Genomic DNA, 18,416 nt, shown 5'->3' with positions numbered 1-18,416 from the left:
AGTTCGTATGCAAATCCAGCCCTATCTGTTTTTCGATGGCCGCTGCGAAGAGGCCCTGGATTTCTACCAGGCCGCTCTGGGGGCCGAGATCACCATGCTGATGCGCTACAAGGATGCTCCGCCGCAGCCCGAGTCATCGAGCCAGCAAGGCTGCGGCCCAGGCCAGATGGATCCCGAAAAAATCATGCACGCCAATGTCCAGATTGGCGAGACGCAGATCATGGCATCCGACGGCATGAACGGCGGCAAGCCTGACTTCAAAGGCTTTTCTCTGTCTATCACCGCGCCCAGCGAGAATGAGGCCGACCGCATCTTTGCCGCCATCGGTCAGGGCGGCAAGGTACAGATGGCGCTGGACACCACGTTTTTTGCGCGTCGTTTCGGCGTGGTGACCGACCGCTTCGGGGTCAGCTGGATGGTGATCGTTCCCCTGGTCGATATAGGCTGAGCCCGCGCAAAGCAGGACCTCGGTTCCGTGGCGTTGCGCTGATCGGCTGGGCGACAATGGGCCATGCCTTATCAGCCCACGCCCTCCCAGCCTCAACAGCCGGCACTGCTGGCCCTGTCACGCAGGCAGTCCCTGCAGAGGCTGGCTGCTGCCGGCCTGGGCTGGGCGGCTCTGGGCCTGCCTCTGCCAGCCTCGGCTTTGCCGCTCAAGACCCTGCAGTTTCCGCGCGACTTTGGCAGCCACCCGGATCTGCAGACCGAGTGGTGGTACATCACCGGACAGTTGCAGGCCGGCGGCAAGCCCTGGGGCTTTCAGCTGACTTTCTTTCGCTCGCGCGTCGAAGCCGCGCAAGGCCTGCAATCGGCGCTCGCGGCCAAGCAGTTGATCTTCGCCCATGCGGCCCTGTGCGATGTCGAAGGCCAAAAGCTGCGCCATGACCAGCGTATGGCGCGCGCGGGCCTGGGTCTGGCCGGGGCCAGCGAAAACGATACCGATGTGCATCTCAGCGACTGGTATCTGCAACGCCGGCCCGTGCAAGGCCAAAGCGCCGCTCAGGCCAGCCGCTACCGTGCCTTGCTGAGAGCCCAAGACTTCACGCTGGATCTTGAATTTGATGCCACGCAGCCACTGCTGCTGCAGGGCCGGGACGGTCTGTCACGCAAAGGCCCGCGTGAGGAACAGGCCAGCTACTACTACAGCCAGCCTCAGCTCAAGGTCAGCGGCTCCATCACAGTGGGCGGGCAGCAACTGCCTGTGCAAGCCAGCGCACACAACCGCGCCTGGCTGGACCATGAATGCAGCGCGGCCATCATGGACCCGGAAGCCCAGGGCTGGGACTGGATAGGCATGAATCTCGATGACGGCAGCGCCCTCACGGCCTTTCATCTGCGCCGACGCAATGGATCGGCGCTCTGGGCCGGTGGCTCATTCCGCGCGCCGAACCAGAGCGCGCAAATATTTGCCGCCGATCAGGTACGGTTCAAACCGCTGCGCCACTGGAACAGCCCGCACAGCAAGGCCAGCTATCCCGTAGCCTGGAGCGTGCAGACGCCCGCGGGCCGTTTCGAGGTTCATGCGCTGGTGGACGACCAGGAACTGGACAGCCGCGCCAGCACTGGCGCCATTTACTGGGAGGGTCTGTGCGAGCTGCGCAGCATCGGCGCCGACGGCAAAAGCGTCCGCGTAGGCAGCGGTTACCTGGAAATGACCGGCTATGCGAATGCGCTAAGGCTTTAGATCAGCCCTGCTCCTTGCAAACCAGAGCATTGAGCTGATTGAGCAGCAACTGCAGATGGCGCTCGCGCAAGTTGTCGCCCAACAGGTCGACCTGCAGCAGGCTCTGCCAGGTCGCAGCATGATCCACGCGGAAGCCGGACAGGGCCGAAATCAGATAGTGGACATCGACAGCGGTCAGCTGATCCTTGAACAGGCCCTGCGCCACGCCGCGCTGCAAAATGCGCTCGATCGGCTCCAGCGCCGCCTTGCGCAACAGCTCGGTCTTGGAGATCTGGCCCAGCATCTCGCCGCCCTGGAAATTCTCCTGCAGCACCAGACGCGTGAACTCCTGGTTCTGCTCGTGATACTCGAAGCTCCTTTGCGCCAGCGCATGCAGCGCCTGCAAGGGCTCCAGCGCATCGAGATTGAGCTGCTCCTCCGACTCGCGAATATCCGAGTAGCTCTGCTCGATGACCGCGAGGTACACGTCCTTCTTGTTGCCAAAGTAGTAATAGAGCATGCGCTTGGCGCAGCCCGCCTTGGCGGCAATGCGTTCCAGCCGCGCTCCGTCATAGCCGTAATTGGCAAACTCGGTCTTGCCCGCGTCCAGCAGGGCTCGGCGCATATCGGCCGATGCCTCGTCTGCCGAAGGCTGCTGGCTCAGTGAATTTTCAAGACCTTGCTGCTCGCTCACGACCACATCTCCTTTGACTCAAGCGCGCCAGCGTAACACGCAGCGCAGGCATGAAAAAAGGCCCCCACGTTTCCCACTGCGTGTGGTCGCTGCCCTCCCAGAGGGGCGCTTTTCATCTTGAGGCTGCCCGGCGATGAAAAAAGCCATGGCTCTGACGAGCCATGGCTGTTCGGTTCAATGCCTGCGTCGCTTATTTGCCGCTATCGGGCAATGCGTAGGCAATCACATAGTCACCGCGGTCGGGCGACTGACGGGCACCGCCGGCCGAGATGACCACATATTGCTTGCCGGTCCTGGGTGACTTGTAAGTCATGGGGCCGCCCTGGCTGCCAACTGGCAGTCGGCCCTTCCAGATCTCCTTGCCTGTGGCGCTATCCCAGGCACGCAGATAGTAATCCTGCGTGCCGGCAAAGAACACCAGACCGCCCTGGGTCGCCAGCGTACCGCCCAGTGTGGGCAGGCCAACAGGCATGGGCATGCGCATCTTGATGCCCATGGGGCCTTGATCCTGCACCGTGCCCACGGGCACCTGCCAGACCACTTTCTGGGTCTTCATGTCGATGGCGGTCAACGTGCCGAACGGAGGCTTCTGGCAAGGAATGCCCAGAGGCGACATGAAGCGATCCTTGATCACCGCATAGGGAGTGCCTCCCAGCGGCACCTGACCCATGCCGGTGTTGGGCGCTTCACCGCCGTCGGACAGCTTGTCCTTTTTCTGCTGGGGCATCATCTGCACCCACAGGCCCAGACGCATGTCGTTCACAAAGATCAGATTGTTGCCGGGATCCGCAGACAGGCCACCCCAGTTCATGCCGCCCAGCGAACCCGGGAAGCTCAGCGACACATCGGTACCAGGCGCGGTGAACAGGCCTTCATAGCGCATGGACTTGAACTTGATGCGGCAGATCAGTTGATCCACCGGCGTCGCGCCCCACATATCGGCTTCGGTCAGGGTCTTGGTGCCGATCTGCGGCATGCCCACGGACAGAGGCTGGGTCGGGGCATACTTTTCGCCGGGAATATGACCGGGCTTGACGGCAATGTCTTCCACCTTGGTCAGCGGCTTGCCGCTGTGGCGGTCCAGCACAAAGATCTGACCGGCCTTGGTGCCGACCACCAGCGCGGGGGTCGTCTTGCCATCCTGCACAGGGAAATCGATCAGCGTGGGAGCCATTGGAAGGTCGAAGTCCCACAAGTCGTTGTGCACGGTCTGGTACACCCATTTCTCCTTGCCCGTGGCGGCATCCAGCGCGAGGATGGAAGCACCGTACTTCAGGTCCGCTGCAGAGCGCGTGGCGCCATACAGGTCCACCGAGGCCGATCCCATGGGCAGGTACACAGTATTGGAGCTGGGATCGTAAGTCGTTCCCGCCCAGACATTGGCCGATGAGCGGGTGTAGGTCTCACCGGGCTTGAGCACTTCATTCGGTGTTGCTGAGCCGGAGTCGAACGCCCAGCGCTGTGCGCCGGTCATGACATCGAAGCCGCGAATCACGCCACCTGGCATGTCCACCTGCACGTTGTCGGCCACGCGACCGCCGATCACCACCGTGGTGCCGGCCACCGTGGGGGCCGATGTCAGGGTGTAGAAGGCGGGATTGGAGACATTGCCAATGCCCTGCTTGAGGTCAACCACGCCGTGATCGCCGAACTCGCTGCACAACTCGCCGTTGTCAGCGTTGATGGCAAACAGACGTGCATCGATGGTGTTCATCAGAATGCGGCGCTTGCAGGCGGCGCCAGCAGGCAGGCTCACCGCCTGCACGGGAGTCGATCCCGGCACGCTGGGCTGAGCCAGTACGGCATCCGCATCAAAGTAGGCCAGTCCGCGGCAGCGCTCCCACACACCGCCCACATGGGAGTTGGTGTCATGACGCCACAACTGCTTGCCAGTGTCGGCGTCGAGCGCAATCACGTTGTTGCTGGGCGTGCAGACAAACACCTTGTCGCCCACCTGCAGCGGCGTGGTCTGGTCTTCAGCACCGGCGCCTGTGGACTTGGGTACGTCGCCGGTGTGAAAAGTCCAGGCCACCTGCAACTGGTTCACGTTGTCCACGTTGATCTGATCCAGCGCGGCAAAGCGGTCGTTATTGCTGCTGTTGCCGTAGTGGCTCCAGTCCTTCTGCTCGCCGGCAGCATCCACGGGCTTGCGTGCCACGGCAGGCTGGGTCTGCACCTCGGGGTGAATCTGGAACATGGACACAAAGGCCGCCATGCCAGCCACCAGCATGACCGCAGCTGCAGCAAATGGCAGCTTGCTGGGCGACGCCTTGCCCTGCTCACCAGCCTTGCGCAGCAAGGGCATGCTGGCCAGCACCACAGCGGCAGCAAAGGTCAACGCCAGCAAACGCGAAATCAGGCTCCAGTAATCCAGACCCACTTCGGCCAGCGCCCACAGCACGGTCGCGCCGAAAGTGCTCAGGTAGAACCATGCGCCACTCACGCGGCGGCGAATCAGTTGCAGGCCGGACAGCAGCAGTCCCAGGCCAGCGAGCAAGAAGTACCAGCTGCCGCCCAGGCTGATGAGCTTGCCACCGCCTATCAAGAAGAACAGGCCGGCAAGCGCCAGCGCCGCCCCCAGAACCCAGAGCCAGATGCGCGCAGCCAAGGGCTGAGCCTGCTCCTGATGTGTCATATCGAACCTCGAACTGTATGAGCCCGCGCGCGCACCGGCCTCCGGTGACGGCTAGGCATTTTTTGGATGAGAAAAAAAGTCCATTGTTATGAGAAATAAAGTCCATCGCTTGCAAACGTGTACCAGCAATTTCAGAAATCTCTGAAAATTTCTCCCCATGATCTGATTCATGGCAATAAAAAAGGCCGCAGATGCGGCCTTGGTAGGGAGAGTGAAGCGCCTTATTTGCGGCGCTGCAGCCAGGCGATCAGCTCGCCCATGATGCCCTTGCGGAACAGCAGCACGCAGAGCACGAAGATCAGGCCGGTGACGATGGTGACGGACTCGCCCAGCGTGCCAAACCATTCCACTCCCGTGGTGTGCGCAAGAAAGGTACCGAACTCGCCGATCTTGTTTTCCAGTGCCACGACGACGGCCGAACCCAGCAAGGGACCGGAGAGGGTTCCCAGACCACCCATCAGTGTCATCAGAATCACATGCCCGGAGGTGGTCCAGTGCACATCGGACAAGGTGGCAAAGCCAAGCACCAGGGTCTTGAGGGAACCGGCCAGACCCGTCAGGGCCGCAGAGATGACAAAGGCCAGCAGCTTGAAGCGGTTGACGTCATAGCCCAGCGAGATGGCACGGGGCTCGTTCTCCTTGATGGCCTTGAGCACCTGCCCGAACGGCGAGTGGATGGTGCGCACGATGAGCAGAAAGGCCGCCGCCACGATGATCAGCGCCACGTAGTACATGACCAGGTCGCTGCTCAGATCGATCACGCCGAACAGCTTGCCGCGCGGCACACCCTGCAGGCCGTCTTCGCCGCCGGTGAACTTGGCCTGCAGTGCCACAAAGAACAGCATCTGCGCCAGCGCCAGCGTGATCATGGAGAAATAAATGCCCTGGCGGCGAATGGCCAGCCAGCCGAAGATCAGGCCCAGCAGAGCGCCGACCAGCGTGCCCAGCAGCATGCCGATCTCGGGCGTGAAGCCCCAGGCCTTGATGCTGTAGCCCGCCACATAGGCCGCGCCGCCCAGAAAAGCCGCATGACCAAAGGACAGCAGGCCCGTATAGCCCAGCAAGAGATTGAAGGCTGAAGCAAACAGTGCAAAGCACATCAGCTTCATGACAAAAACGGGATAGGCACCGAGGAAGGGCGCGACGATCAGGCCCAGCAGCAGCAGGCCGTAGCCCACGGGGGCAATGCGTTGAACAAGCGTCTTGGATTTCATGTCGTGCCCCTCTTATTTTTCTTTACCGAACAAGCCAGCGGGGCGAATCAGCAAAACAATGACCATGATGAAAAACACGACGGTGGACGATGCCTCAGGCCAGAAAACCTTGGTCAGCCCTTCGATGACACCCAGCGCCAGACCGGTGAGGATGGAGCCCATGATGGAGCCCATGCCGCCGATCACCACCACGGCAAACACCACGATGATGAGGTTCTGCCCCATCAGCGGCGTGACCTGGTAGACGGGAGCTGCCAGCACGCCGGCAAAGGCCGCCAGTGCGGCACCGAAGGCATAGGTCAGCGTGATCATCACGGGCACGTTGACGCCGAATGCCTCGACCAGGCGCGGGTTTTCGGTGCCGGCACGCAGATAGGCGCCGATGCGCGTCTTCTCGATCACAAACCAGGTGGCCACACACACCACGATGGAAGCCACGACCACCCAGGCACGGTAATTGGGCAGGATCATGAAGCCCAGATTGGTCGCGCCTTCAAGCAGCTCTGGCGTGTCATAGCCCAGGCCCGAGACGCCGTAGACGGAGCGGAACACCCCCTCGATCAGCAGCGACAACCCCAGCGTCAGCAGCAGGCCGTAGAGATGATCGAGCTTGTAGATCCAGCGCAGCAGAAAGCGCTCGATCAACACCCCCAGAATCCCCACCAGCACCGGCGACAGGATCAGCATCACCCAGTAGTTGATGCCGAAATAGCTCATGGCCATCCAGGTGCACATGGCCCCCAGCATGAACAGGGCGCCATGCGCAAAGTTGATGACATTGAGCAAGCCGAAGATCACGGCCAGGCCCAGACTCAGAATTGCGTAGAACGAACCGTTGACCAGCCCCAGAAGGAGCTGGCTCATCAGGCCGGGCAATGAAACGCCGAAGATTTCCATGAGAGATACGCTGGTGAGGGTGAGGTCTGCATCAAACCGGTAGCGCTATTACTTCCAGAGCGCGCACTTGGTTTCGGCCTTGGTGGTCCAGACCGTATCGGCAGGCAACTTGGTCAGCACCTTGAGGTAGTCCCAGGGTTTGGTGGATTCGCTGGGCTTCTTGGCTTCGACCAGATACATATCGTGGGCAAACGTGCCGTCGGGACGGATCACGCCCTTGCCGTAGAAGTCGTTGATGGGCGTGCTCTTGAGGTGGGCCATCACCTTGTCCGCATTGGTGGTCTTCACCGCTTCCACGGCCTTCAGGTAGTTCATCACAGCCGAGTAGTCGGCGGCCTGCACATCGGTAGGCATGCGCTTGGTCTTGGCAAAGAACTTGTTGGCGAACTTGCGCGACTCATCGTTCATGTCCCAGTACCAGCTGGTGGTGTGCAGCAGGCCTTCGGTGTTCTTCAGGCCCAGGCTGTGGATGTCGGTCAGAAAGACCAGCAGACCGGCGGTCTTCATGGTCTTGTTGATGCCGAACTCCTTGGCGGCCTTGATGGCATTGATGGTGTCGCCGCCCGCATTGGCCAGACCCAGGATATGGGCCTTGGAGCTTTGCGCCTGCAGCAGGAAGGACGAGAAGTCCGAGGCATTGAGCGGGTGCTTGACCGAGCCCAGCACCTTGCCGCCCTTGGCGTTGATGACCTTGGTGGTGTCGGCTTCCAGCGCCTGGCCGAATGCATAGTCGGCCGTCAGGAAGAACCAGTCCTTGCCGCCGCGATCCACCACCGCGCCGCCCGTTCCCTTGGCCAGGGCCACGGTGTCGTAGGCGTAGTGCACGGTATAGGGGTTGCACTGCTCGTTGGTCAGCGCGGAGGAACCCGCGCCGCTGTTGAAGTGAACGCGCTTTTTCTCGTTGGCGATCTGGGAAACCGCCAGTGCCGTGCCGGAATTGGTGCCGCTGAAGACCATGGAGATGCCCTGCGTATCAATCCATTCGCGCACCTTGGAGGCGGCGATGTCGGCCTTGTTCTGATGGTCTGCGCTGACCAGCTCGATGGGCTGGCCCAGGGCCTTGCCGCCGAAGTCGTCGATCGCCATCTGCATGGCGACGGCACCGTTCTTGCCCTCCACGTCGGCGTACAGGCTGGACATATCGGTGACGAAACCGATCTTCACCTTTTCCTGGGCCTGGGCCAGGGGGCTGGACAGACCGGCCACGGCCAGCATGCACGAGAGAACGCTCAGTTTTGCTTTCATCTTTATCTCCACGGGTTGGGTCTTTGTTGTGAACGAATGGGAAGTGCTTGAAGGCTCAGACGCCCAGCAGCTCATTGAGCACGGACATCTTCTCGTCCAGTTCGCTGGCTCCGAAGCGCAGGGCAACATGGCCGTGCTCGACCACATAGAAGCGGTCGGCCAGCGGCGCGGCAAAGCGGAAGTTCTGCTCCACCATCACCACGGTGTAGCCCTTTTCGCGCAGCGTGGTGATCATGCGAGCCAGGGTCTGGACGATGACGGGGGCCAGGCCTTCGGAAATTTCATCAAGCAGCAGCAGGCGCGCGCCCGTGCGCAGGATCCGCGCCACGGCCAGCATCTGCTGCTCGCCGCCCGAAAGGCGCGTGCCCTGGCTGTTCCTGCGCTCATAGAGATTGGGGAACATCTGATAGATCTCGTCGATGCTCATCCCCGGCTCGCTGGTCTTGAGCGGCGGCGGCAGCATCAGGTTCTCTTCACAGGACAGGCTGGAGAAAATGCCGCGCTCCTCGGGGCAGTAGCCCACGCCCAGGTGGGCGATCTTGTGCGTGGGCATGTGAATGGTTTCCACGCCATTGATCCTGATCGAGCCCTTGCGCGACCCGGTCAGCCCCATGATGGCGCGCAGCGTCGAAGTGCGCCCCGCGCCATTGCGGCCCAGCAAGGTCACCACCTCGCCGGGATTGACCACCAGATCCATGCCATGCAGCACATGGGATTCGCCATACCAGGCATTGAGTCCCGAAATTTCCAGCGCCGGAGTACTTGTCTTATTCATTCGTATCACTCAAATCAAGCATGCGCAAAAGCCAGAGGCAGCAAGCAAAGGCCGCCCTGCGGCGAAGCTGCCGTCCCCCTCAGGGGGAAGCCGCGTGAGCGGCATAGGGGGAACATTCAATGCGCCCCCTGAAGCTGTCCGTCCGTGGTCCCCATATAGGCTTCCATCACCTGCGGATTGCGCGAAACCTCTTCGTAGCGCCCTTCGGCCAGAACGGCGCCGCGCTGCAGCACGGTGATGCGATCGGCGATGGTGGCAATCACCTTCATGTTGTGCTCCACCATCAGGATGGTGCGGCCGGCAGAAACCTTCTTGATGAGCTGGGTCACGCGGTCCACGTCTTCATGGCCCATGCCCTGTGTGGGTTCGTCCAGCAGCATCAGCTCGGGCTCCATGGCCAGCGTGGTCGCAATTTCCAGGGCGCGCTTGCGTCCATAGGGCAGGTTTACGGTCACTTCGTCGGCCAGGTCCTGCAGCCCGACTTCGGTCAGCAACTCCATAGCGCGGTCGTTGAGCTGATTGAGCGTCTTTTCGCTGGTCCAGAACTGGTAGGCCGTGCCCAGCTTGCGCTGCAGGCCGATTCGCACGTTCTCCAGCAGGGTGCAGTGCGGAAAGACGGCTGAAATCTGAAACGAGCGAATCACGCCGCGTCGCGCAATCTGTGCCGGCGCCTCGCGGGTAATGTCCGCCCCGTTGAACTGGATGCTCCCGGAAGTGGGCTCCAGAAACTTGGTCAGCAGATTGAAGCAAGTGGTCTTGCCCGCGCCATTGGGCCCGATCAGCGCGTGAATGGAGCCACGCTGCACGGCCAGATCCACCTTGCTGACCGCGGTAAAGCCTTTGAACTCTTTGGTGAGTTGCCTGGTTTCGAGAATAAGGTCGCTCATGCGCTGGCCGTCAGTCCTGAATGCTGCAAAACAAAGAGGGCAGCACCTTGACGTGCTTCCTCTGCCTGAGCGGCATCTTGGTCTTTCATGCTGCAGTGCCGCAGCGGGAAACTCCTAGGAATGAAAAGCCGTCGGACTTATGCTTTCCCTAATCCTCCATAAAACAAATGGCAACAAGAGAAGTAATTACAAACTTCAAACTCATCGCAACTGCAAGTCGAGCCAGAGACAGCGGCATCCCCAGGAATATCAGCATCCACTTCAGAATCCCTAGGAAAGCTTATGTCTTATATATATTGCGCTATCAATATTAATAAGACTGGGCGAAATGCCCCCTCATCGCACAGCGCTCCCCAGATTGGCCCTGATGCCGTAAACCCTGAGTCGCTCAATTCCCACTGGAGTAACCGGGTTACTAGCCCAATGCTCGCAAATATGCTTGCCATTTGTCGCCCTTAAAAACCAAGGGCGACAAAGAGCAGCCATATCGCTATTAATTTAAAAGCTGCTTCCGCTTTTCTCATATGAGTTTCACGTTCCTCTATCCCTGAAGCAAATACTTAGCCAGCGATAACAGCTATCAAATTATTCAGCAATCGATGCCTGAGACCATGTCTGCAAGACCTGTCGCGCTGCTCTTGAGTTCCTGCCTGAAAACGCATGGAATAAAACCCCTTGCAGAACTGTTTACTGCAGGTCAACCACAAGGAGAGACCTTATGTTTCGCATCGCTTCTCTGACGCTAGCTTCCGCCGCCCTGTTGGCAGCCTGCTCGACCGGCTCGGTCACTTCGGCAAAATCCCCTGCCACCACCCTCAACGGCGTGCTGGTCGGACCGACCCAGATGACGCTCTACGTCTTTGACAAGGATGCCGCAGGCTCCGGCAAAAGCGTCTGCAACGGCGGCTGCGCCACCAACTGGCCACCTTTGATGGCCCCCGCGAATGCGGCGCCGATCGGCGACTGGAGCGTGGTGATGCGCGACGACGGCAGCAAGCAATGGGCTTACAAGGGCCGCCCCCTCTATCACTGGGCCAAGGATGCCAAGCCCGGCGACATGACGGGTGACGGCTTTCTCAACAATAGCTGGCATGTCGCCAAGCCTTGAGTGAAGGTCGACGCCGCCCTGGTCCATATTCCCCGCCTGCGCCGCTATGCGCGTGCGCTGGCGGGCGATGCTGCGCTGGCAGATGATCTGGTGCAGGACACCCTGGAGCGCGCCTGCCAGAAGTGGGCCATGTGGCAGCCGCCGGCCGCCGCCTCGGCCGAGCAGGTGCAAAAGGCCTTGCTCAGCTGGCTGCTGACCTTGATGCACAACCTCTACGCCAATCAGTGGCAGCAGTCCTCGCGGCATCGCATGGTGGCGCTTGACGAGGCCCAGGACACGCCCCATGACCCCATGCCCAGACTGGCGCTGCAGCTGGATCTGGAACGGGCCCTGTCCCATCTCACGCCGCAGGCACGCGAGGTGCTGCTGCTGATCGGCATGGAGCAGTTCAGCTATGGCGAAGCCGCGCAGATGCTGGGCGTTCCCGTGGGAACGGTGATGTCGCGCCTCTCGCGCGCCCGCGAGCAGCTCAGGCGCCTCATGGAAGGAGAAAGACCCGCGACAACCGTGTTGAGGGCTGTCAAATGAAGGAAAGTGCAATGACACCCCAGCGCCCCGATGAAACCACGCTGCATGCCTGGGTGGATGGAGAGTTGCAGCCCGATGCCGCTGCGAGCGTCGCGCAATGGCTGGCCGAACACCCCGAAGAAGCAGCGCGCATGGCCGCCATTCAGGCCCAGAACGCGTGCCTTCAGGCTCTGCATGCGCAATTGCTCGAAGAGCCGGTCCCGCCCCAGCTCCTCCGCCCCCTGCAAAAGCCGGCGCTGCAGTGGCGCTGGCAACATGCGCTGGCCGCAGGCATCATGCTCAGCGTGGGCCTGGGACTTGGCTATGGAGCAGGCCAGCAAAAATCCGGCTCGCTGCCGGCCGACACGACCGTGCAGTTGCCGGGCTTTGTCCGCGAGGCAGCAGCTGCCCATGCCGTCTATGTGCCCGAGCAGCGCCACCCCGTCGAGGTCGCGGCACAGCAGCAGGCGCATCTGGTGCAATGGCTGTCCAAGCGGCTGGGCGTTGCGCTCAAGCCGCCGGTGCTGGAAGCCCAGGGCTTTCATCTCATGGGCGGGCGGCTGCTGCCCGGGGAGACCGGCCAGGCCCGCGCCCAGTTCATGTACGAGGATCAGGCCGGCCAGCGCGTCACCCTGTATGTCTCGGTTCTCGATCCCAAGACGGCAACCGCTTCTGCCCCCGCCTCGTTTCAGTGGAGCAGTGACGGCGCAAGCCATGGCTTTTACTGGATAGATGGCCGGCAAGGCTATGCCTTGAGTGCCTCCCTGCCGCGCGAGCGCCTGCAGGCTCTGGCCAACGCGGTCTATCAGCAGCTGAACTGAAGCCGCAGGGCGCTGACCGGAAGCGGGGTTGTCCTATTGCAGGCTGCCGCTGCCGCCTTCACCGCTGGCCGACTCGGGCAGGGCCAGGGGCAGAACGCCAATGCCCTCTTCCAGCAGCTCCATGGCCTCCCGGGCACTGGTCTGACCGCGAATGGCGCGTTCCTCGGTTTCACCGTAGTGAATCCGACGCGCCTCTTCGGCGAATTTTTTGCCGACGTCCTCGGTATTCTGTGCAACCTGGCGCGACCACTGCATCCAGGCCGCTTGCATGGACTGGAGATGTGCCCGCGCCTCGGCGCTGATCTCGGGTACGGCGACGGAAAGCTCCGGCGCTGCGGCAGGAGCCGGTTTTGCAGTCTGGGCAGCTTTGGGCGGCTGTGCACCGAGATTGAGACGGGGAGCACTCAAGCGCTTGGTCACATCACTGTCGCCGCAAACAGGACATTCCACCAGCTTGCGCTGCAGCTGATTCTGAAAATCATCTTCCGAGGCAAACCAGCCTTCAAAGACATGGCCTGCAGGGCAGTGAAGATCAAGCACTTTCATGGCGCCACTCAACCCTTGCGGTGAACCAGATAGCGATAAACGAAGCCGGGAAATGCCAGCGTCAAAAACAGCGTAGCAGTAATGGCATAGAACTCCCAGCCTTGGGGAGATATCTGACCGGCGCGACGTTCCAGCAGCAAGCCCAGGCCGCCCACCAGCAGGTACAGGGCAATCATTTCCAGCAGGCGCACCCACAGCGGCTTGCGACCGGCCATGACGGGGCCGATGATGCCCAGACGCTGGTTGATAAAAGGCAAATTGGCTGCCACAAGGGCAGCCAAGATGATGAGCCAGATAGAGGCGGTTATAGACACAAAGCCATTCCTAGAAAAAGCGATGAGGGCATCAAGCCCTCATCACGTTCGTCTTATCAGGAAGCCAGGGCACGCACAACGGCGTCAGCGCACAAGGCCATCAGACCGCCGGGCAGGATACCCAGCAGCAGAACCAGCGCACCGTTGATAGTCAGCACAACGCGCACATCCAGAGGGGCAGACACGCTGGTAGCAGTGATTGGAGCATCAAAGTACATGACCTTGACCACGCGCAGGTAATAGAAGGCGCCGATCAGCGACATGATCACGGCGAACACTGCCAGACCGATGTACAGGCTGCTGCCCGAAGCGACCAGTGCCTGCAGCACGGACAGCTTGGCGTAGAAGCCGACCAGCGGAGGAATACCGGCCATGGAGAACAGGCAGATCGCCATCACGCCGGCGTACAGCGGGCTGCGCTGGTTCAGGCCGGCCAGATCGGCGATCTCTTCGCTTTCAAAGCCTTCGCGGGCCAGCAGCAGGATCACGCCGAAGGAAGCCAGGGCGGTCAGCACATAGGTCACGATGTAGAACATCGCCGAGCTGTAGGCGTTTTCGACGGTGGCAGGATCAACCTTGCCGTCCACCACACCCGACATCAGACCCAGCAGCACAAAGCCCATCTGGGAAATCGTCGAGTAAGCCAGCATGCGCTTGAGGCTGGTCTGCTGCAGACCGGCCAGGTTGCCGATGAGCAGCGAGCAGACGGCCAGCACCATCAGCATCTGCTGCCAGTCGATGGCCAGCGGCAGCAGGCCGTCCACCAGCAGGCGGATGGTCATGGCAAAGGCAGCCAGCTTGGGCGCGCCACCGATCAGGGCGGTGATGGCGGTAGGTGCACCCTGGTAAACGTCGGGCACCCACATGTGGAAGGGAACCACACCCAGCTTGAAGGCCAGACCGGCGACCACGAAGACCAGACCGAAGACCAGCACCTGGTGCTTGATTTCACCGGAATTGATGGCCTTGAAGACCTGTCCGATATCCAGCGAACCGGTGGCGCCGTAGAGCATGGACATGCCGTACAGCAGGAAACCGGAAGCCATGGCACCCAGAACGAAGTACTTCATGGCGGCTTCGACGGACACGGTGTGGTCGCGGCGCAGAGCCACCAGCGCATAGCTGGACAGTGTCAGCAGCTCCAGGCCCAGATACAGGACCAGGAAGTTGTTGCCGCTGATCATGATGAACATGCCCAGCAGCGCCAGCATGGACAGTGTGAAGAACTCACCGCCGCGCAGCATGTCGCGCTCGGCCGCATAAGGGCGGCCGTAGACCATGGTGATCATCACGGCGATAGTGGCAAAGCACTTGAGCCAGTTGCCCATGGCGTCCGAGACAACCATGTTGCCCCAGCCGTAGAAGGTATTGCCGCTCGCGGCGTACATGCCTTGCATCACCGCCACGACAAGCAGGGTGAGCATGGTCAGAACATAGGTGCCGGTGCGACGGGCGCTATTGACGCCCAGGTCCACCAAGGCAATGACGCAGGCCATGACCAGGAGAGTGATCTCCGGGTAGATCGCCAGCCAGCTGATGTTGTCAATCATCTCGTGTCTCTCGTTTCAGTCTGGTCAGTTGAGCTTGCTCACAGCCACATGCTTGATGAGCTCTGCCACAGACACATCCATCACATCGGTGAAGGGCTTGGGATACAGACCCATGACCAGCACGGCCGCGGCCAGCAGACCCAGCACCAGGAATTCGCGGCAGTTGATGTCCTTGAGTTCAGCCACATGGTCGTTGGCCACGGCACCCAGGTACACGCGCTTGTACATCCACAGGGTGTAGGCAGCGCCGAAGATCAGAGCGGTTGCAGCGCCCAGACCAATCCAGAAGTTGTATTGCACGGCACCCAGGATCACCATCCACTCGCCGACAAAACCGGCGGTTGCGGGCAGACCGCAGTTGGCCATGGCGAACAGCAGGGCAAAGGCAGCGAACTTGGGCATGGTGTTGACCACACCGCCGTAAGCGGCGATTTCGCGCGAGTGAACGCGGTCATACAGCACGCCGATGCACAGGAACATCGCGCCGGACACGAAACCGTGGGCAATCATCTGCACCAGGCCACCGGAGATGCCCAGGTTGTTGAACATGAAGAAGCCCAGGGTCACAAAGCCCATGTGCGCCACGGACGAATAAGCCACCAGCTTCTTCATGTCCTTTTGCACCAGAGCCACCACACCCACATAGATCACGGCAATCAGCGACAGCGTGATCATCAGGCCCGACCACTCATGCGCCGCATCGGGAGCAATGGGCAGAGAGAAGCGCAGGAAGCCATAGGCACCCAGCTTCAGCATGATGGCGGCCAGCACGGCGGAACCGCCGGTAGGGGCTTCAACGTGAACGTCGGGCAGCCAGGTGTGGACCGGGAACATGGGCACCTTCACCGCAAAAGCGGCGAAGAAGGCGAAGAAGATCAGCGTCTGTGCGGTGCCGGACAGGGGCAGCTTGTGCCAGTCCAGGATCTCGAAGCTGCCGCCCGACTGGGTGTACAGATAGATCAGAGCGACCAGCGTGAGCAGCGAGCCCATCAAGGTGTACAGGAAGAACTTGAAGGCTGCGTAGATCTTGTTCGGACCACCCCAGATACCGATGATCAGATACATCGGGATCAGAGTCGCTTCAAAGAACACATAGAACAGCATGCCGTCCAGAGACGCGAACACACCGATCATCAGACCCGACAGGATCAGGAAAGCGGCCATGTACTGGTTGACGCGCTCGGTGATGTTGGTCCAGGAGGCGATCACCACGATGACGGTGATGAAGGCCGTCAGCGGCACAAACCACATGGAGATGCCATCCACGCCCAGGTGGTAGTGGATGTTGAAGCGCTCGATCCAGAGCGCGTTCTCCACAAACTGCATATTGGCAGTCGTGGTGTCAAAGCCGGTGACCAGAGGAATGGTCACCGCAAAACCGATCAGCGCACCGATCAGTGCCAGCCAGCGCACCGCGTTGGCCTGCCCTTCTTTGCTGAAGGCCAGCAGGAGGGCGCCAAAAGCAATCGGCACCCAGATAGAAAGACTCAACAAACCCATTTTTGTTCTTCCCCTACTACTTGTTGAGCCACACGAAGTACGTCATGAGGGCAACGATACCCAGCAGCATGACCAACGCGTAGTGATAGAGATAGCCTGTTTGCAGGCCGCGCACCCACTGACCGAACTTGGCCATGAGCTTCCAGGAGCCGTTCACGATGGCGCCATCAATGATGGCCTGATCGCCGGCCTTCCAGAAGAAGGTACCGAAGGCACGGGAGCCGCGGGCGAAGATGTTCTCGTACACCCAGTCCACGCCGTACTTGCCTTCCAGAACCTGGTAGAGACCAATCTTCTTGGAGAAAGCCATGATGGCGGCAGGAATCTCGGGCTTGACCATGTAGAACACATAGGACACCACCACACCGGCCAGAGCCAGCCAGAACGGTGCAGCCGTGAAGCCGTGCAGTGCCATGGGCACCCAGCCGTGGATCTTCTCGGCCAGTTCGGCCATGGCGCCGTGCTTTGCGCCATCGACATGGATCACGTCCTTGAAGAAGTCGCCAAACAGCATGGGCATCAGCGCAATCGCACCGATCACCACCGAAGGAATGGCCAGCAGCACCAGGGGACCGGTCACCACCAGAGGCGACTCGTGGGGCTTGGCATCGTGGCCATGGCCGTGGTCGTCATGACCGTGGTGGTCATCATGGTGGGCATCGGGGTTCTGGTCGTAGCGCTCCTTGCCGTGGAAGACGATGAAGTACAGGCGGAAGGAGTAGAAAGCCGTGATGAACACACCAGCCAGCACTGCAAAATTGGCAAAGCCGGCAGCAGGCAGGTTGGAAGCGTGAACCGCCTCGATGATGGCATCCTTGGAGTAGAAGCCCGAGAAGAACGGCGTGCCGATCAGTGCGAGGTTACCCAGCAGGAAGGTGATCCAGGTGATGGGCATGTACTTGCGCACGCCGCCCATCCAGCGGATGTCCTGATTGTGGTGCATGCCCATGATGACGGAGCCGGCACCGAGGAACAGCAGCGCCTTGAAGAAGGCGTGGGTCATCAGGTGGAACACGGACACCGAGTAGGCCGACACACCCAGAGCGATGGTCATATAGCCCAGCTGGGACAGCGTGGAGTACGCAATCACGCGCTTGATGTCGTTCTGGATGATGCCCAGGATACCCATGAACAGCGCTGTGATGGAGCCGATCACCAGGATGAAGTTCAGCGCAACATCCGACAGTTCATACAGAGGAGACATGCGCGACACCATGAAGATGCCGGCCGTCACCATGGTCGCCGCGTGAATCAGCGCGGAGATAGGCGTGGGGCCTTCCATGGAGTCCGGCAGCCAGGCGTGCAGCGGGAACTGGGCCGACTTGCCCATCGCGCCGATGAACAGGCAGATGGCAGTCACAGTCACCAGCAGCCAGCCCGTACCGGGCAGCTGGGTGTTCTGGATCTCTGGCAGCTTGGCGAAGATTTCAGAGTAGTTCAGCGTGCCGGTGTAGGCAGCAATCAGGCCGATACCCAGAATGAAGCCGAAGTCACCCACGCGGTTGACCAGAAAGGCCTTCAGGTTCGCGAAGATGGCCGTGGGCTTCTTGTAGTAGAAGCCGATCAGCAGATAGGACACCAGACCCACGGCTTCCCAGCCGAAGAACAGCTGCAGCAGGTTGTTGCTCATCACGAGCATCAACATGGAGAAGGTGAACAACGAGATATAGGAGAAGAAACGGTTGTAGCCGTCATCCTCTTCCATGTAGCCCATGGTGTAGATGTGAACCATCAGCGACACAAAGGTCACCACGCACATCATCATGGCCGTGATGGAGTCGATCAGGAAACCGACTTCCATCTTCAGGCCACCGACAACCATCCAGGTGTAGATGGTTTCGTTGAACTTTGCGCCGTCGAACACGACAGCCTTGAACGTGAGGGCCGACAGGACGAAGGCCAGGAGCACGCTCAGAATCGTCAGGGAACTGCTGCCAGTGCGACCAATCTTGTTGCCGCCAAAGGCCGTGCCCCAGATACCCGCGAGTGCGGAGCCGACCAGCGGTGCCAACGGCACCGCAAGCAGCATGGATGCAGAAAGGGTTTGACTCATTTCTTGA

17 protein-coding genes are annotated in these 18,416 nt (G+C 60.7%); 5 read left to right on the top strand and 12 right to left on the bottom strand.

Annotated features, from left to right (window positions below; genetic code table 11):
- Positions 1-7 precede the first annotated feature (7 nt).
- The gene (locus CTR2_RS05690) at positions 8-448 is read left to right on the top strand and encodes a VOC family protein (RefSeq protein WP_012837327.1); all 441 of its coding nucleotides are present in this window, start codon (positions 8-10) and stop codon (positions 446-448) included.
- 63 nt (positions 449-511) lie between these two features.
- Entirely contained in the window at positions 512-1,684 is a 1,173-nt protein-coding gene (locus CTR2_RS05685) for a lipocalin-like domain-containing protein (protein WP_087084756.1), read from the top strand.
- Between the two features lies 1 nt (position 1,685).
- Here the strand turns inward: CTR2_RS05685 and CTR2_RS05680 are convergent, their stop codons facing one another.
- The 7 genes from CTR2_RS05680 to CTR2_RS05650 form a co-directional block, all read right to left on the bottom strand.
- Positions 1,686-2,357, bottom strand: a complete 672-nt coding sequence (locus CTR2_RS05680) for a TetR/AcrR family transcriptional regulator (protein WP_087084757.1) — start codon at positions 2,355-2,357, stop codon at positions 1,686-1,688.
- A 190-nt stretch (positions 2,358-2,547) separates the two neighbouring features.
- Complete coding sequence (locus CTR2_RS05675) at positions 2,548-4,992, bottom strand: membrane-bound PQQ-dependent dehydrogenase, glucose/quinate/shikimate family (protein ID WP_087084758.1); 2,445 nt, start codon at positions 4,990-4,992, stop codon at positions 2,548-2,550.
- A gap of 221 nt (positions 4,993-5,213) precedes the next feature.
- On the bottom strand, positions 5,214-6,206 hold the full coding sequence (locus tag CTR2_RS05670; RefSeq protein WP_087084759.1) for a branched-chain amino acid ABC transporter permease: 993 nt from the start codon (positions 6,204-6,206) through the stop codon (positions 5,214-5,216).
- A gap of 12 nt (positions 6,207-6,218) precedes the next feature.
- Positions 6,219-7,103, bottom strand: coding sequence for a branched-chain amino acid ABC transporter permease (locus CTR2_RS05665; protein ID WP_003057801.1), 885 nt, complete (start codon positions 7,101-7,103; stop codon positions 6,219-6,221).
- A gap of 48 nt (positions 7,104-7,151) precedes the next feature.
- A complete protein-coding gene (locus tag CTR2_RS05660; protein WP_003076472.1) occupies positions 7,152-8,348 on the bottom strand; it encodes an ABC transporter substrate-binding protein in 1,197 nt (398 codons plus the stop codon).
- Between the two features lie 55 nt (positions 8,349-8,403).
- Positions 8,404-9,123, bottom strand: a complete 720-nt coding sequence (locus tag CTR2_RS05655) for an ABC transporter ATP-binding protein (protein WP_087084760.1) — start codon at positions 9,121-9,123, stop codon at positions 8,404-8,406.
- A gap of 116 nt (positions 9,124-9,239) precedes the next feature.
- On the bottom strand, positions 9,240-10,010 hold the full coding sequence (locus CTR2_RS05650; protein ID WP_003057809.1) for an ABC transporter ATP-binding protein: 771 nt from the start codon (positions 10,008-10,010) through the stop codon (positions 9,240-9,242).
- 718 nt (positions 10,011-10,728) lie between these two features.
- Between CTR2_RS05650 and CTR2_RS05645 the strand changes: the two genes are divergently transcribed.
- The 3 genes from CTR2_RS05645 to CTR2_RS05635 are packed head-to-tail and all read left to right on the top strand — an operon-like array spanning position 10,729 to position 12,446.
- A complete protein-coding gene (locus CTR2_RS05645; protein ID WP_087084761.1) occupies positions 10,729-11,118 on the top strand; it encodes a COG4315 family predicted lipoprotein in 390 nt (129 codons plus the stop codon).
- On the top strand, positions 11,119-11,646 hold the full coding sequence (locus CTR2_RS05640; RefSeq protein WP_087084762.1) for an RNA polymerase sigma factor: 528 nt from the start codon (positions 11,119-11,121) through the stop codon (positions 11,644-11,646).
- Between the two features lie 11 nt (positions 11,647-11,657).
- Positions 11,658-12,446: an anti-sigma factor family protein gene (locus CTR2_RS05635; protein WP_087085229.1), complete on the top strand. Its 789-nt coding sequence runs from the start codon at positions 11,658-11,660 to the stop codon at positions 12,444-12,446.
- Positions 12,447-12,479: 33 nt separating this feature from the next.
- Here the strand turns inward: CTR2_RS05635 and CTR2_RS05630 are convergent, their stop codons facing one another.
- Genes CTR2_RS05630 through nuoL form a run of 5 tightly spaced genes read right to left on the bottom strand, consistent with a single transcriptional unit; the run spans position 12,480 to position 18,409 of the window.
- On the bottom strand, positions 12,480-12,992 hold the full coding sequence (locus CTR2_RS05630; protein WP_087084763.1) for a DUF1178 family protein: 513 nt from the start codon (positions 12,990-12,992) through the stop codon (positions 12,480-12,482).
- An 8-nt stretch (positions 12,993-13,000) separates the two neighbouring features.
- Positions 13,001-13,306 (bottom strand): DUF2818 family protein, encoded by a 306-nt coding sequence (locus CTR2_RS05625; RefSeq protein WP_003076486.1) that lies wholly within the window; start codon positions 13,304-13,306, stop codon positions 13,001-13,003.
- Between the two features lie 56 nt (positions 13,307-13,362).
- The gene (nuoN, locus tag CTR2_RS05620) at positions 13,363-14,856 is read right to left on the bottom strand and encodes an NADH-quinone oxidoreductase subunit NuoN (protein ID WP_087084764.1); all 1,494 of its coding nucleotides are present in this window, start codon (positions 14,854-14,856) and stop codon (positions 13,363-13,365) included.
- Between the two features lie 24 nt (positions 14,857-14,880).
- A complete protein-coding gene (locus tag CTR2_RS05615) occupies positions 14,881-16,356 on the bottom strand; it encodes an NADH-quinone oxidoreductase subunit M (protein WP_003064396.1) in 1,476 nt (491 codons plus the stop codon).
- 16 nt (positions 16,357-16,372) lie between these two features.
- Positions 16,373-18,409 carry an NADH-quinone oxidoreductase subunit L gene (gene nuoL, locus CTR2_RS05610; RefSeq protein WP_176391735.1) on the bottom strand — a complete coding sequence of 679 codons (2,037 nt, stop codon included), beginning with the start codon at positions 18,407-18,409 and terminating at the stop codon, positions 16,373-16,375.
- Positions 18,410-18,416: the final 7 nt, after the last annotated feature.

This window comes from Comamonas thiooxydans (genome assembly GCF_002157685.2).
Classification (GTDB): domain Bacteria; phylum Pseudomonadota; class Gammaproteobacteria; order Burkholderiales; family Burkholderiaceae_C; genus Comamonas; species Comamonas testosteroni_H.
Note: the sequence above shows the minus strand (reverse complement) of the source record. Positions and strands in the feature narration are given on the sequence as shown.